Below are 13,064 nucleotides of genomic sequence, written 5' to 3'. Positions count from 1 at the left end.
GTGCGACGGAGCCGCACCGGCCCGTCCCCACAGACCCGGCACGGGAGCCGCCGGTCCGCGCGGGGCGGTGGGACCGTACGTCCGGACGACGGCACGGTCCACCGCCCCGCACGGCTTCGTGCCGGGAAGGCCCGAACGGTGTGCCCGGTCGGCCGCCGGCGGCTTCCCGGACGGTCGCCCGAACTGGCGTGTACGCGACGCGTATCGACGGTTTCCCGGCGCCGACGAGCCCTTTGGTGGCAATCTGCTCAGCAGCAGATACGCAAAGTGGCAAGTACGAGGCACGCAGCCGGAGGTGCACGTCCCGTGGCGTCCAATGTCAATCCCACCGTCAGGCGGCGCCGGCTGGGCCAGGAGCTGCGCCGGCTCCGCGAGCTCAAGGGCATGACCGCCGAGGAGGTGGCGGAGCGGCTGCTGGTGTCGCAGTCGAAGATCAGCCGCCTGGAGAACGGCCGGCGCAGCATCAGCCAGCGCGACGTCCGCGACCTGTGCGGGGTGTACGAGGTCGAGGACCAGCGGCTCGTGGAGTCGCTGATGCAAATGGCCAAGGACTCGCGCCAGCAAGGCTGGTGGCACGCCTTCGGCGACATCCCGTACAGCGTCTACATCGGTCTGGAGACCGACGCGGAGTCGCTGCGGACCTACGAACCCCAGATCATCACCGGTCTGCTGCAGACCCGGCCGTACGCCGAGGCCCTCATCCAGGGGGCCCTGCCGGAGACGTCGGCCGCCGACATCGAGAAGCGTGTCCAGGTGCGGATACGGCGACAGGAGCGCGTGACCACCGACGCCAACCCGCTGAGGCTGTGGGTGGTCCTCGACGAGGCCTCCCTGCACCGGGTCGTCGGCGGCCGCCAGATCATGCGGGAACAGTTGGAGCACGTCGCCGAGATGTCGCAGCTGCCGCACATCACCGTGCAGGTGCTGCCGTTCGGCGTCGGCGCGCACCCCGGCATCAACGGCCAGTACTCGATCCTGGAGTTCGCCGACGCGGCCGACTCCAGCGTCGTGTACATCGAGGGCGTGACCAGCGACCTGTACCTGGAGAAGGCGCACGACGTGCAGAAGTACAGCGTGATGTACGAGCACCTGCGGGCCCAGGCGCTGAACGTGGAGCAGTCCCGCCGGCTCATCGAGGACATGGCGAAGGACTACGCCCGCTGACCTCCCGCCGGCTCTCCGCCGTGGCGGGGTGGGGATGCTACACCGCCGCCACGACGGGCCGAAGAACCACATGGAATATGGCATCCGGTCGAGTGAATGGCTGCGCCGAACAGAGGGGGCAGCGAGTAGCGTCGATCACGCCAACGATCACACGTCATTGGCGCGATCCGTACTGCGGGCCCCCAGCGGGCCCGCGGCGCGGCGACAGCACTCAGCAACTCGCCACCGGAGCAAACATGGCAATTCTTCAGGGCGCCACGGACACCTGGACCAAGTCCTCCTATTCCGGAGGAAACGGCGCGTGCGTCGAGGTCAAGTCCCCGTCCACGGCAGCACTGGCCGTCCGCGACTCCAAGGTCCCCGAGGGCCCCACCCTGGCCTTCCCCGCCAACGCGTGGAACGCCTTCGTGGCCTCGGTCAAGGCGTAGCGGCGGCCGACCCCCCGGCCATACCGGCCGCGCGGTCGCACCGACCGCACGACCAGAGCCCTCTCGACCAGTTCGCCGTCCTAGCCGAGAGGGCTCGGTCCGTGCCCGCACCCGCCTCCCGCCGCCCCGCCCCCGGCGAAGCACGCCCCCGACGGCCAGGACCCCCGACCCCGCCCCCCGTGCGGACTCAGCCGGCCAGCCGCTCCTCGATCGCGGCCACCAGCTCGGGCGCCTCCGGATCGGTCTGCGGCGCGAACCGGGCGACGACCCGGCCGTCCCGCCCGATCAGGAACTTCTCGAAGTTCCAGCGGACGTCGCCGCTGTGCCCCTCGGCGTCCGCGAAGCCGACGAGCCGCTCGTACAGCGGATGCCGGTTCTCCCCGTTGACCTCCACCTTCTCGGTCATTGGGAAGGTCACGCCGTACGTCGCCGAACAGAACGCGGCGATCTCCTCGGCGCTGCCCGGCTCCTGCCCGAGGAACTGGTTGCACGGCACGCCGAGCACGGTGAACCCGCGGTCCGCGTACCGCTCGTGCAGCCGCTCCAGGCCCGTGTACTGCGGGGTCAGCCCGCACTTGGAGGCCACGTTCACGATCAGCACGACCTGGCCGGCGTACTGGCCGAGGTCGGCGGGACCGCCCTGGAGGGCGCCGATGCCGACGGTGAGAGGGGAGTCGTCTGTGATGTCCGAGGTCGTCATGGGCGGATGGTAACCCCCTCGGAGCGCCCCCTCCGGAACCTCCGGAATCTCCGGCGCCTCCGGCATCCCGGTGCTTCGGCGCTCCCGTGTCCCCGGTACCGGCCACCGGCCCGGTCTCCGCTCGCGCCGCCCGCATGAGGGCCTCCCCGGGCGCCGTCCGCGAGTACGGCACCGACCGGCCCGCCCGCCGCCTTCCGGCCCCGCGTCGGGCGGCACCCGCGGATGCGGCTCCTGCCCGGTCGCGGCGGCTCAGTGGTGCCAGGCCCGCCCGCCCGTGTTGTGGATGAACCGCTGGAGCACCTTGAGAGTGGTCAGGTACTCCTCGTCGGAGATGCCCGCGTGCCGTTCCGCCCACAGGTCGTCCTGGAGGGCGGCGGCCCTGTCGTAGAACGCCCTGCCCTCGGGGGTGACGTCCAGGCGCCCCCCGGCGTCCTCGGTGATCCAGCCCCGGGCGATGGTCGCGTCGATCTCCGCCTCCATGGCCTGCGGGCCGGTGTCCAGGTAGTTCCGCAGGAGACGGGAGACCTCGTCGCGCGTCTTGACCGTGTCGGCGCCCGCGACCTGGGCGAGGACCCACCACTGCGGCTGGGTGATGCCGATCTCGGCGAGGGCGGTCCGGGTACGGGTGACGACGGCCTTGTAGGCCGCCCAACTCCAGTATCCGATGGGCTGCCGGAGCAGTTCGGCGTCACTGTGCGAGTACTGCATGGCTGGTCCTTCCGCAGTAGGCCACCGGGCTCCGCCCGCTGGCGGGGCCCGGATCGGTGAGGCCGACGGTAGGACCTCAAGTTTGATCGAGGTCAAGGGAGCGCGGATGCGATTCCCGGCGGTGTGTGCGACGGGTGAGCACCATGGTGCGGCCGGGTGCGGAAATGCCGAAGGGGTCGAAAGCCCCTGATCGCAGGGGAATTTACCGTTTTGCTCTATGGCGGGCCGTATCGCTCATAGAAGATATTTTTCGAGTTTGCGCAACCCTGCGGCATCTTCCCGAGTCCTACACCTGCAATGCACGGAAGGACCTCGGGGAGCAACGTGAACCCGCAGTACCCGCAGTACCCGCAGCCACCGCACCCGCAGCAGTCGTATCCGCCGCAGCCCGGATGGGGTGGACCTCCGCAGCAGTCCGTCTACGGTCTCCCTCCGCAGCCGCCGAAGAAGCGCGGCGTCGGGAAGGTCGTCGGGATCGGCTGTGCGGGCCTCCTCGCGCTCCTCGTCGTCACCGGCGTCGTGGCCGGCAGCGGTGACTCCGGTGGCGACGGCGGCAAGGACGGGACCGCCGTCGCCGACGGCCGGCAGGAGACCGGCGAGGGGACGCGGGAGGAGCCCGCGCGGGAGAGGGGCGACTCCCGGCCCGCGCAAGGGGCGCAAGCCCAGGGCCCCGTCGAGGTCACGGCCAGGAGGACGGCGTTCGCGAAGACGATCCTCGCCGACGGCACCGACTACACCAGCGTCCTCGTCACCGTCACGAACAACGGCGGCGAGCAGGTCGACGTCAACCCGTTGTACTTCACGATCACGGACACCGGCGGCACCAAGCACACGGCCGAACTCGCCGTCGACGAGAACCAGATCGACACCGTGAAGTTGGCGGCCGGCGAGAACGCCTCCGGCACCGTCACCGGCAAGGGGTCGTTCACCCCCAAGTACGTGACCTTCACCGACGGCCTCTTCGGCGACCCGGTCCGCGTCGACGTCTCCTGACCGGACGCGCCGTCACCTGCTGGCCGGCGCCGGCCGAGGTGCCCCCCGGTGCCGTCTCCAGGGACCGCTTCGGGGGACCGGGCGGGATCCCGCGCACCGCTCCTCGGGGCGTGGCCACGGACTGGAAGCCCCGCCGGCCCGGCCCCGGCCGGCCTGCGGCGTTCCGTCCCCCGGGGTGTTGCGGTGCGGGGTGGGGTCAGGTCGTGCTGCAGGTGACCGTCGGCCAGGTCCGGTTGCCGTTGTGCTGGATGGTGGCGCCCCAGTTGTTGCCGCTGCCGCCGGGTTTGGCGACCAGGACCTGGGAGCTGGGGTAGCTGGCGCTGACGTTCCAGGTGGAGAGGACCTTGGCGGGGGAGGGGACGTTCATGGTGACGGTCCAGTTGCTGGAGCCGGTGACCGAGACGTTGAGGTTGTAGCGGTCGCTCCACTGCTGGCCGGCGGAGAGGGTCGCGGTGCAGCCGCCGTTGCCGCCGCCGCCCGAACCGCCGCCGTCGGGAGCCACGGCGCGGCCGGTCTGCGGGGAGATCATCCCGGCGCACAGGCCGCGGGAGGCCAGCACCTGCGCGATGCGCGGGATCGCGGCGAGGGTGTTGGCGGACCAGTCGTGCATGAGGAAGATCTGGCCGTTGGTGAGCCGGCCGGCGGCCTGCACGATCGCGTCGGTGCTGGCGCCGTTCCAGTCCTGCGAGTCGACGTCCCAGATGATCTCGGTCAGGCCGTACTTGGCCGCGACCGACTTCACGGTTGCGTTGGTCTCGCCGTACGGCGGACGGAACAGCTTCGGGGTGCCGCCGCCCGCGCCGGCGATGGCCTGCTGGGTCCGGGAGATCTCCGAGTCGATCTGCGACTGGCTCAGCTGGGTCAGGTGCGGGTGGGTGTAGCTGTGGTTGGCGACCCACATGCCGGCGTCGACCTGGGCGCGGACCAGGGCGGGGTTGGCGGCGGCGTACTGGCCCTGGTTGAACATCGTGGCCCGCAGCCCGTTCCGCTTGAGCGCGTCGAGCAGGCTCTGCGTGGTGCCGGACGGGCCGTCGTCGAAGGTGAGGCCGACGTACCCGCTGCAGGCCGCGGCCTGCGCCGGGGCGGCGTTGACGGTGAGGGTGCTCGCGGCTGCCATGGCGACGGCGGCCAGTCCGGTGGCCAAGGAGCGCAGCGAGCGGCGCGGTCTGGTTCTCATGCGGAGTGGTCCTCCAGCGTCGGTGGGGTGCGGGGACAGGTCGTGCTGCGGGTGACCGTCGGCCAGGTCCGGTCGCCGTCGTGCTGGATGGCGGCGCCCCGGTTGTTGCCGTTGCCGTCGGGTTCGGCGACCGGGACCTGGGGTTCGGCCGGCCGTCGCGGACCGGGCGGCCGGGGGAGCGGGATGTGGCGGCGGCCCGGGGTGACGCGCCTGGGCCCTGCCGATGGCGAACAGTTTTGGTATGACCCCGTCAACTGTCAACAGTTTCGGCAATGATTTCGAAACATGCGGTTGGGTGGGGTGCACGCGGACAGTGCGCACCCTGGAGTGATTCTTCCTGTCGGGGCACGGCTCGGCATCGTCCGCGTGATCGCGGCGATCCCCTCAAGGGAAAGGCGGGCCGGCCGTTCCGAATGTTTCGAAAGTTTTCCCGATCATGTTGTCGCCGACGTCCGGGCACGGCCCGCCGGGGGCGGCAGACGTCAGACCCGCTCCAAGGGCCGGTGCGGCCCGCTGGGAAGCTCCACTGTGATCGCGTCGCCCGGGCGCACCACGCCGCCCTCCTTCACGATGCTCATGATCCCGGCCTTGCGCACGATGTTCCCGGCCTCGTCGCGCCCGACGACCTGCTTCAGCAGCCCGGCCTGGAAGGCGTCGATCTGCAGGCACGGGTTGCGCAGGCCGGTCACTTCCAGCACCGCGTCGTCGCCGCACCGCAGCAGCGTGCCGACCGGCAGGGCGAGCAGGTCGATGCCGCGGGTGGTGATGTTCTCGCCGAGGTCGCCCGGCGCCACCTCGAACCCCTCCGCGTCGAGCTCGGCGAAGAGCTCCTCGTGGATGAGGTGCACCTGGCGGAGGTTCGGCTGGGTGGGGTCCTGCGCCACCCGCGAGCGGTGCTTGACCGTCACGCCGGCGTGTACGTCGCCCTCCACGCCGAGTCCGGCGAGCAGCGTGACGCTGTCCCGGTTCGGCTTGGTGAACGAGTGCTCGTCGTTGCTGCTGACCGCCGTCACTGTCCCGCGCATCCTCGAAACCCCCTCCCGGGCCACCCCGCGTGGCCGGTCACGACCCTAACTCCGGGGCCTCGCCGCGCAATAGTCCCGCCGGGCCCCGCCGACGCGCCGGCTGCGGCCGCGCGTGCTCGAACCGCTGTCACCGCCACCGCGCCCGTTCGGACCCGGAAGCGGGGCGGGGAGAACGTGCGGCAAGGCGCGCCGACGGCTCACGCCGGCCGTGACCCACGCGGAGGCCGGCGGCGGGGCGCCGGCAGGAGGCCACCCGGCCCGGGGGGGAGGGGGGGGACCGCCCCGCGTGGTTCTCCCGGATCCGCGGGGCCCCGGCCTCACGGGTGCCGCAGGTCGAGGCCGAGCCCGCGGCGGCCCGTCCCGTCGAGCCGGTCGGCGGTGAAGCGGCCGCTCCAGGAGCGCTCGTAGTGCTCCCCGGGGAAGTCGCCGGGGCTCGAGCCCGTGGCGAACGCCTCGCGGACGCCGACGGCGTACTCCTCGTTGCGGGGGCACCAGGGCGCGGCGGGGATGTACATGACGTTGCCCCAGCCCTTCTGGTTCCGGACCGGGGCGACGCTGTGGACCATGTCGCAGTGCCACCAGACGGAGTCGCCGGCCCGGATGTCGGGGATGGGGGTCAGGGCCCGGTGGAGGGAGGGGTGCCAGCGCTTGGTGACGGGGAAGACCTGGTCGGTGCGCACGCCGCACAGGGAGTCCTCGGGGACGTCCGGCAGCAGCGGCCGCAGCAGCAGGCGGGCCATGGCCTCCGGGACCGGCACGGTGTGCAGGACGCCCTGGTCGGCGTCCATGTCGGACAGGGCGGTCCAGCCCTGGAAGGTGCGGAAGGCGGAGCACATGGTGGAGCCGGGGTACTGGGGTCCGGCGGTGCGGTGCGCGGCGTCCCAGGGGTCGTACCGCTCGACGTCGCCGCTGTAGAGGTGGCGGAACGCCCGCTGGTACTCCCTGGTCATCCACAGGTCCAGGGTGCCGGAATCGCAGTGGGCGCCCAGGCCGGCGGAGTCGGTGCCCGGGGGGCGGCGCCGGATGCGGTCGGGGTACATCGCGTGGCGGTCGGGGTCGAACCACCGGGTCCCGTCCTCGTCGGTGTCCTTCCAGAACGAGTTCAGGAAGGACTGGACGGTGGCCATCCGCCGCGACTGCCGGGCCTGCATCTGCGCCTGCGACCAGTAGATCGGGTAGATCTCCGGCTTGGAGCCGACGCTGCCGAAGAAGTCGTCGCCGGGGCCGGAGTAGGTCTCGAAGAACCTGTTGCGCTCGACGTAGTCGACGATGTCGGCGTCCCACGCCAGCGCCTGCCCGCGCGGGAAGTGCCCGCGGACGACGAGGCAGCCCCGCTTCCTGACCTCGGCCTTCTGGGCGGGGGTGACCGTTCCGCTCGCGATCGCCTCGAAGTCCAGGACGGGCCAGACCTCCCCGCCGCGCTCGCGCTCGGCCTCGATCTCGGCGATGCGCGCCTCGACGCGCCGCTCGACGGCGGCGAACACCTCCTCGACCGAGCGGCCGGAGGCTTCCATGCGGGCCCGCAGGGCGGACTTGATCTCGCGGACGGCGGCGGCGGGGTCCTCGGGGGGCCGGTCCCAGTGCGGCAGGTCGGGAAGGGGGTGCGGTGCGGCGGCGAGAGTCATCCCAGCTCCTTTGGTAAGGACTCCTAACCAGATGCTGAATCCGACGGTAGGCACCTCCCGGCCCTTTTGGCAACACTCCTTACTAGAATGGCGGCATGAACCCGCCGAAGCCGTCCCTGGAGCTGCTGCGGGGGCTGACGGACGAGAACGTGCTGCGCGCCCTCATGACCCGCGACCGCCTTACCCGGGCGGAGATCGCCACCGCGACCGGCATCTCCAAGCCCACCGTCTCCGACAGCGTCCAGCGCCTCGAGCGGGCCGGACTGGTGGTGGACACCGGCGAGCGCACCACCGGACGCGGCCGGATCGGCTCCTATTACGCGCTCGCCCCGCACCTCGGCACGGCCCTGGTGGCGAGCATCACCCCATGCGGCGTCACCGCCGAGGCCGTCGACGCCCGGGGCCGCACACGGGGGCGGATCCGTACGGCCCTGGAGGCGGACGCGGGACAGGAGGCGGCCGGGCGCGCGCTCACCGCGGCGGCCGAGGACCTGAAGGGCCGGACCGGCGGTCCGCTGCGCCTGGCGGTGGTGAGCGCGGCCGACCCCGTGGACCGCGCGTCGGGCCGGCTGGTGCAGCTGCCCGACGCCCCCTTCCTCGTGGGGGCGCTCGACCCGCCCGCCGTCCTGGCGGACACGGTGACCGGCCCCGTCCTGGTGGACAACGACGTCAACTGGGCCGCCCGGGCCGAGTACGAGAACGGATGCGCGCAGGGCGTCGACGACTTCGTCTACCTCCACCTCGGCGAGGGACTGGGCTGCGCCGTGATGAGCGACGGCACCGTGCGCCGCGGCCACCGCGGGCTCGTCGGGGAGATCGCCCACCTGTGCACCGCGGGGCCGGACGGGCGGGCCATGGCCTTCACCGAGGTGTTCGCCGCGCTGGGCCTGCGCCGGCCGGCCTCCACCGCCGTCGACGTCCCCCGCCTCCTGGAGATCCTCGAAACACCGGGCGCCGGGGCCGACCGGATCCGCACGGCGCTGGCGCGCGCCGTCGGCGGCGTCCTGTCGGCCGCCGTCTCCCTGGCCGACCCGCGGACCGTCGTCGTCGGCGGGGCGTGGGGCTCCCACCCCCGCATGATCGCCGCGATCGAGGAGCACTTCCGGCGCACGCCGCGCCCCGTCCCGGTCGCCGCGGCCGTCCTGACCCTGCCCGAACTGACCGGCGCACGCGCCCGAGCGGTCGACGAACTCCGCTCCCTCGTCGTCCGCTCGGCCCACCCCGCGCCCCACCGATGACCACCACCCCCTTCCGCCCCGATCGCCCGCTTCCCCACTCACCAGGATCACCATGAGCACCGGTCACACCGCGCACCTCCCGTACCCCTCGCACCCCCCGCACCTCCCGAACCCCCCGGCCCCCGCACACCCCGACATCCGGCTCATCGTCACGGACATGGACGGCACGCTGCTGGACGCCGACGGACGCATACCGCGGGGCCTGTGGCCGCTGCTGGACGAACTGCGCCGCCGGGACGTCGTCTTCAGCCCGGCCAGCGGCCGGCAGTACGCCACCCTGGCCCACCTCTTCGCCGGAGCCGACGACGGCATGGTCCACATCGCCGAGAACGGGGCCTTCGTCGTCCGCGACGGGCGGGAACTCTCCTCCGACGTGCTCGACCCCGCCGTGTCCGCCCGCGTCGTCGAGTCCGTCCGGGACCTGGTGGACGGGGGCGTGGACGCGGGCGTCGTCGTCTGCGGCAAGCGCTCGGCGTACACCGAGCGCGGCGACCGCGCCTTCCTCACCGAAGTGGACAAGTACTACCGCGCGCACCGCCTCGTCGACGACGCCACCGCGGTCGACGACGAGATCGTCAAGGTCGCCGTCTTCACCTTCGGCCCGGCCGAACGCACCACGGCACCGGCCCTGGCCGCCTTCGCCGACACCCTCCGGGTGGTCGTCTCCAGCGAGCACTGGATCGACCTCATGAACCCCGCCGCCGACAAGGGCGCCGCCGTGCGCCGCCTCCAGCGGCACCTGGGCATCGGACCGGCCCAGACCATGGCGTTCGGGGACTACCTCAACGACCTCGGCATGCTCGACGCCGCCGACTGGTCGTACGCCATGGCCAACGCCCACCCGGACGTCATCCGCCGCGCACGCCACCTCGCCCCCGCCCACAGCGACGACGGCGTCATCCGCACCATCAGGACCGTCCTCGGCATCTGAACGGGCCCGCTCCGACCGCTGCCGCCGGCCGGGACGGCGGACGGGCGGGCGGCGCGCACCCCGCCCGCCCGTCGTCCGGCTGTTCGCCGTGCGCGCGGGGGCGCCGGCCGGCGAGGGGCTTTCCGGGGCCGCCGCTCCGCGGCCGGGCAGCGGCGTGACGGGCGGCGTCGTCAGCGGCGTGATCAGTGCGGCATGCCGCGCGCGCACGCGTCGGCGGTCCGGCGCAGGACCGCCTCCGCCTCGTCGACGATCCGCCGTACGATCTCGGCCGCCGGCAGGATGTCGTGGACGAGGGCCGCGGACTGGCCGGTGAACGGCAGGAACTCGTGCCCCCGTCCGGTGAGCACCGCCTCCACGAGGAGGGGGCCGGCCTCGGCCGGCCGTACCCGCTCGGGGTGCGCTTCGGCGTCCTCCAGGAACGGCGTGCGCAGGGACCGGGGGGAGCCGTAGGCGTCGGGCCGGGAGAACGGCGGCATGAACCTGTCGCTGTGGGCCAGTTTGACCGTGTCGCGGGCGTCGGCGGCGACGATCCGGTTCTTCCACTCATCGGAGACGGCCATCTCCACCGACGCGAGCAGCCGCGTACCGATGGCCACTCCCTGGGCGCCCAGGGCGAGCGCCGCCGCCAGCCCCCGGCCGTCGGCGATCCCGCCCGCGGCGACGACGGGCGTGTCCCCCGCCACGTCCACGACCTGGGGGACCAGCACCATGGTGGACACCTCACCGCCCTGACCGCCCGCCTCGCCGCCCTGGGCGACGATGACGTCCGCACCCGCGCGTGCCGCCTGCTCGGCCTGCCGGACGTCCATGACCTGCTGGATCCACAGGATGCCCGCGTCGCGGGCGCGCCGGATCAGGTCCCCGGGCACCCCGAGGTGGAAGGAGATCGCGGCCGGCCGCTCGTCGAGCGTGGCCTGGAAGGCCTCCTCGTTCAGGGGCCGGAGGGTGTGGTTGACGGCGAACGGGCGGTCGGTGAGCTCGCGCATGCGGGCCCACTGGCGCCGCAGGTCGGCGACCGGGCGCAGGGCCGTGCCCAGGCTGCCGAGGCCTCCCGCGCCGCAGACGGCCGCGGCGAGGTCGACCTGTTCGTACGGTCCGTACGGTGCGCCGATGACGGGCACCTCGATACCGAGTACGTCGCACAGCCGCGTCCGCAGCATCGCCGCCTCCTGCTGCCGCCGCCGCGAGTCGAGCGGCCCCGACCCATCCTGCACCGCCGACGTGCTCGGCGCACGGCGGGGACGAGCCGGCCGCCCGGTGGAGCGGACGCTCGCACCGAGGCGGGCAGGGGCGGGCGGAGGCGAGCGGAGGCGGGCCGAGGGGGCCGAGGCGGGCGGAGGCGGCAGGAACCGGAAGGTGCCCTCGCCCCACGCGCCGGCCGCTCCGGCCGGTACACCGTTCACTCTTGACCGCCATGTACTTTGCGTTGCAAAGTTGAGGTCTCGACGGGCGGCCATCCGCAGGTCCGCCCACCCGCGCCGCCGAAGCGCCGACCACGGGGGGACACATGGGAGCACCCGCACCGAGCAGCGCGGAACCCGAACCGAGGGAGGACGCGGCCGCCCTGCTGGCCGTGGCGGAGGGCCTGCGGGCCAGGACCCGCACACTGACGAACGGCGCGTGGGCCCCCCTCCTCGGCTTCGGACTCCTCGCCCTGGCGGCCGTCCCGATCGCCCGGTACGCCTTCAACTTCGGAGCACACGGGCGCTCCGTCGCCTCCTACCCGCTCTTCGCCCACGCCGAGCTGACCGGCCTGTGCGTCGTCCACGAACCGGGAACCCCTTGTCTCGAGGGCGAGTTCGACGGTGCCGTCCTGCGCTTCGCGGCCTGGGGCGTGTGGTTCGCGCTCCTTCCCCTCGCCTGGTTCGCCGTCGCCCGCTGGTACCGCCTGCGCGGTGAGGACCGGGGCGTCGTCCCCCGGCGCGGCGTGTGGATCCGGGCGACCGCCGCGGCCACCGCAGTGATCACGGCAGCCCTGACGGCGCTGCTGTTCAGCAGGAACCAGCCGTGGGAGGCCAGGCTGCTGGAGAACAGCTACGCCTCCCCGTGGTACCTGGTCGGCACCGGCCTCCTCGCCCTCGGCATCGCCGAACGCAGCTGGATCACCGCAGCGGCCGGCACCGCCCACGCCCTGCTGCTCACCGGGTACCTGGGAGCCTCCTGGGGCAGCGGATGGCTCCCCTGGCAGCACCCCGCCGACCCCGACTGGACCGACGGACCGCAGACCAAGGCCCTCCTGCTCGCCGCGCTCCTGCTCCTCGCCGGCCTGTGCGAGTGGGCGGTGACCCGCCGCCGGGGCGCGCCCGGTCCCGCCGGTACGGGTACGGTCGTCCCATGAGCGTCGGGGACTCGACCGCTGCGCGGGACGACCAGGAGGAGCCGCATCCCACCCAGGCGCTGGACGACACCGTCCACCAGCGCGTACGGCTGGGCATCCTCGCCATCGCCCGCGAGGCCGACCGGGTCGAGTTCGGCTTCCTGAAGAGGCAACTGGCCGTCACCGACGGAAACCTGTCCCGGCACCTGAAGGTGCTGGAGGAGTCGGGAATGATCGCCCTGGAGAAGGGCTACGCCGGCCGGCGCCCCCGAACGTGGATCGCCCTCACCCGCGACGGCGCGCAGGCCCTGGACGCCGAACTCCGCGCCCTGCGCGCACTCGTGCTGCGCCTGGAGACCCCTCGCCCCGTGCCCGGCCCGCCGGAGGCATGACCACCGCGGCCGGCCAGGCGCGCGCACGCCTCGCCGCGCTCCCCGTCCGGCCGCCCTTGAGGGGCGTGACGGACACAGGGGATCATGAGGGCATGAGTCCCGGGTCAAAGCGCACCATCGGCATAGTGACCATGGCGGTCGGCATCGTCGTCGCGGCGTGGGCGGTGTTCGGTCCCCCCAGGGATTGGGAGGGCGGCATGCGGTGGGTACGTCACGGTCTCGCCTTGGGATCCCTGGGAGCGGTCAGCCTCAGCGCGAGACTGATGTTCCCTGACACGGACGAGGACGAGTCCAAGACGATGTGACCGGGAGGCCTCACCCGCCGGCTTTGGATGGGTGAGGACCCCGCACCCGTGCCCCCGGCGG

The 13,064-nt window shown here is 72.9% G+C and carries 14 protein-coding genes; 8 read left to right on the top strand and 6 right to left on the bottom strand.

Annotation, left to right across the window (positions count from 1 at the left end):
- The first annotated feature begins 306 nt into the window (after positions 1–306).
- Positions 307–1,164, top strand: coding sequence for a helix-turn-helix domain-containing protein (locus ACSU6Z_RS12605; RefSeq protein ID WP_437045312.1), 858 nt, complete (start codon positions 307–309; stop codon positions 1,162–1,164).
- A 236-nt stretch (positions 1,165–1,400) separates the two neighbouring features.
- Positions 1,401–1,592 (top strand): DUF397 domain-containing protein, encoded by a 192-nt coding sequence (locus ACSU6Z_RS12600; protein WP_358780693.1) that lies wholly within the window; start codon positions 1,401–1,403, stop codon positions 1,590–1,592.
- A gap of 187 nt (positions 1,593–1,779) precedes the next feature.
- Here the strand turns inward: ACSU6Z_RS12600 and ACSU6Z_RS12595 are convergent, their stop codons facing one another.
- Positions 1,780–2,292, bottom strand: a complete 513-nt coding sequence (locus tag ACSU6Z_RS12595; RefSeq protein ID WP_437045310.1) for a glutathione peroxidase — start codon at positions 2,290–2,292, stop codon at positions 1,780–1,782.
- A gap of 249 nt (positions 2,293–2,541) precedes the next feature.
- Complete coding sequence (locus ACSU6Z_RS12590; RefSeq protein ID WP_437045308.1) at positions 2,542–3,000, bottom strand: MarR family winged helix-turn-helix transcriptional regulator; 459 nt, start codon at positions 2,998–3,000, stop codon at positions 2,542–2,544.
- Between the two features lie 324 nt (positions 3,001–3,324).
- Between ACSU6Z_RS12590 and ACSU6Z_RS12585 the strand changes: the two genes are divergently transcribed.
- Positions 3,325–3,993 (top strand): DUF4352 domain-containing protein, encoded by a 669-nt coding sequence (locus tag ACSU6Z_RS12585; RefSeq protein ID WP_437045306.1) that lies wholly within the window; start codon positions 3,325–3,327, stop codon positions 3,991–3,993.
- Between the two features lie 196 nt (positions 3,994–4,189).
- Here ACSU6Z_RS12585 and ACSU6Z_RS12580 read toward each other — a convergent pair whose 3' ends face one another.
- The 3 genes from ACSU6Z_RS12580 to ACSU6Z_RS12570 form a co-directional block, all read right to left on the bottom strand.
- On the bottom strand, positions 4,190–5,170 hold the full coding sequence (locus ACSU6Z_RS12580; RefSeq protein WP_437045304.1) for a polysaccharide deacetylase family protein: 981 nt from the start codon (positions 5,168–5,170) through the stop codon (positions 4,190–4,192).
- 482 nt (positions 5,171–5,652) lie between these two features.
- Positions 5,653–6,195, bottom strand: a complete 543-nt coding sequence (locus ACSU6Z_RS12575) for an MOSC domain-containing protein (RefSeq protein WP_437045302.1) — start codon at positions 6,193–6,195, stop codon at positions 5,653–5,655.
- Between the two features lie 317 nt (positions 6,196–6,512).
- Positions 6,513–7,820 (bottom strand): YbiU family protein, encoded by a 1,308-nt coding sequence (locus ACSU6Z_RS12570; RefSeq protein WP_437045300.1) that lies wholly within the window; start codon positions 7,818–7,820, stop codon positions 6,513–6,515.
- A gap of 95 nt (positions 7,821–7,915) precedes the next feature.
- Here ACSU6Z_RS12570 and ACSU6Z_RS12565 point away from each other — a divergent pair, with 95 nt between their 5' ends.
- Both ACSU6Z_RS12565 and ACSU6Z_RS12560 read left to right on the top strand, forming a co-directional pair.
- A complete protein-coding gene (locus ACSU6Z_RS12565) occupies positions 7,916–9,058 on the top strand; it encodes an ROK family protein (protein ID WP_437045298.1) in 1,143 nt (380 codons plus the stop codon).
- A 52-nt stretch (positions 9,059–9,110) separates the two neighbouring features.
- Positions 9,111–9,989 (top strand): Cof-type HAD-IIB family hydrolase, encoded by an 879-nt coding sequence (locus ACSU6Z_RS12560; protein ID WP_437045296.1) that lies wholly within the window; start codon positions 9,111–9,113, stop codon positions 9,987–9,989.
- Positions 9,990–10,171: 182 nt separating this feature from the next.
- Here ACSU6Z_RS12560 and ACSU6Z_RS12555 read toward each other — a convergent pair whose 3' ends face one another.
- A complete protein-coding gene (locus ACSU6Z_RS12555) occupies positions 10,172–11,149 on the bottom strand; it encodes an NAD(P)H-dependent flavin oxidoreductase (RefSeq protein WP_437045294.1) in 978 nt (325 codons plus the stop codon).
- 347 nt (positions 11,150–11,496) lie between these two features.
- Between ACSU6Z_RS12555 and ACSU6Z_RS12550 the strand changes: the two genes are divergently transcribed.
- The 3 genes from ACSU6Z_RS12550 to ACSU6Z_RS12540 all read left to right on the top strand — a co-directional run bounded on the left by ACSU6Z_RS12550 (position 11,497) and on the right by ACSU6Z_RS12540 (position 13,003).
- Entirely contained in the window at positions 11,497–12,327 is an 831-nt protein-coding gene (locus ACSU6Z_RS12550; RefSeq protein WP_437045293.1) for a hypothetical protein, read from the top strand.
- Positions 12,324–12,698, top strand: coding sequence for a transcriptional regulator (locus ACSU6Z_RS12545; protein ID WP_437045292.1), 375 nt, complete (start codon positions 12,324–12,326; stop codon positions 12,696–12,698). Before ACSU6Z_RS12550 ends, ACSU6Z_RS12545 begins: the two co-directional genes overlap by 4 nt.
- 92 nt (positions 12,699–12,790) lie before the next feature.
- The gene (locus tag ACSU6Z_RS12540) at positions 12,791–13,003 is read left to right on the top strand and encodes a hypothetical protein (RefSeq protein ID WP_437045290.1); all 213 of its coding nucleotides are present in this window, start codon (positions 12,791–12,793) and stop codon (positions 13,001–13,003) included.
- The last annotated feature ends 61 nt before the right edge of the window (positions 13,004–13,064 follow it).

Source organism: Streptomyces sp. enrichment culture (assembly GCF_964273145.1).
GTDB lineage: Bacteria > Actinomycetota > Actinomycetes > Streptomycetales > Streptomycetaceae > Streptomyces.
The sequence above is the reverse complement of the archived record's forward strand: the minus strand, read 5'-3'. Positions and strand labels throughout refer to the sequence as shown.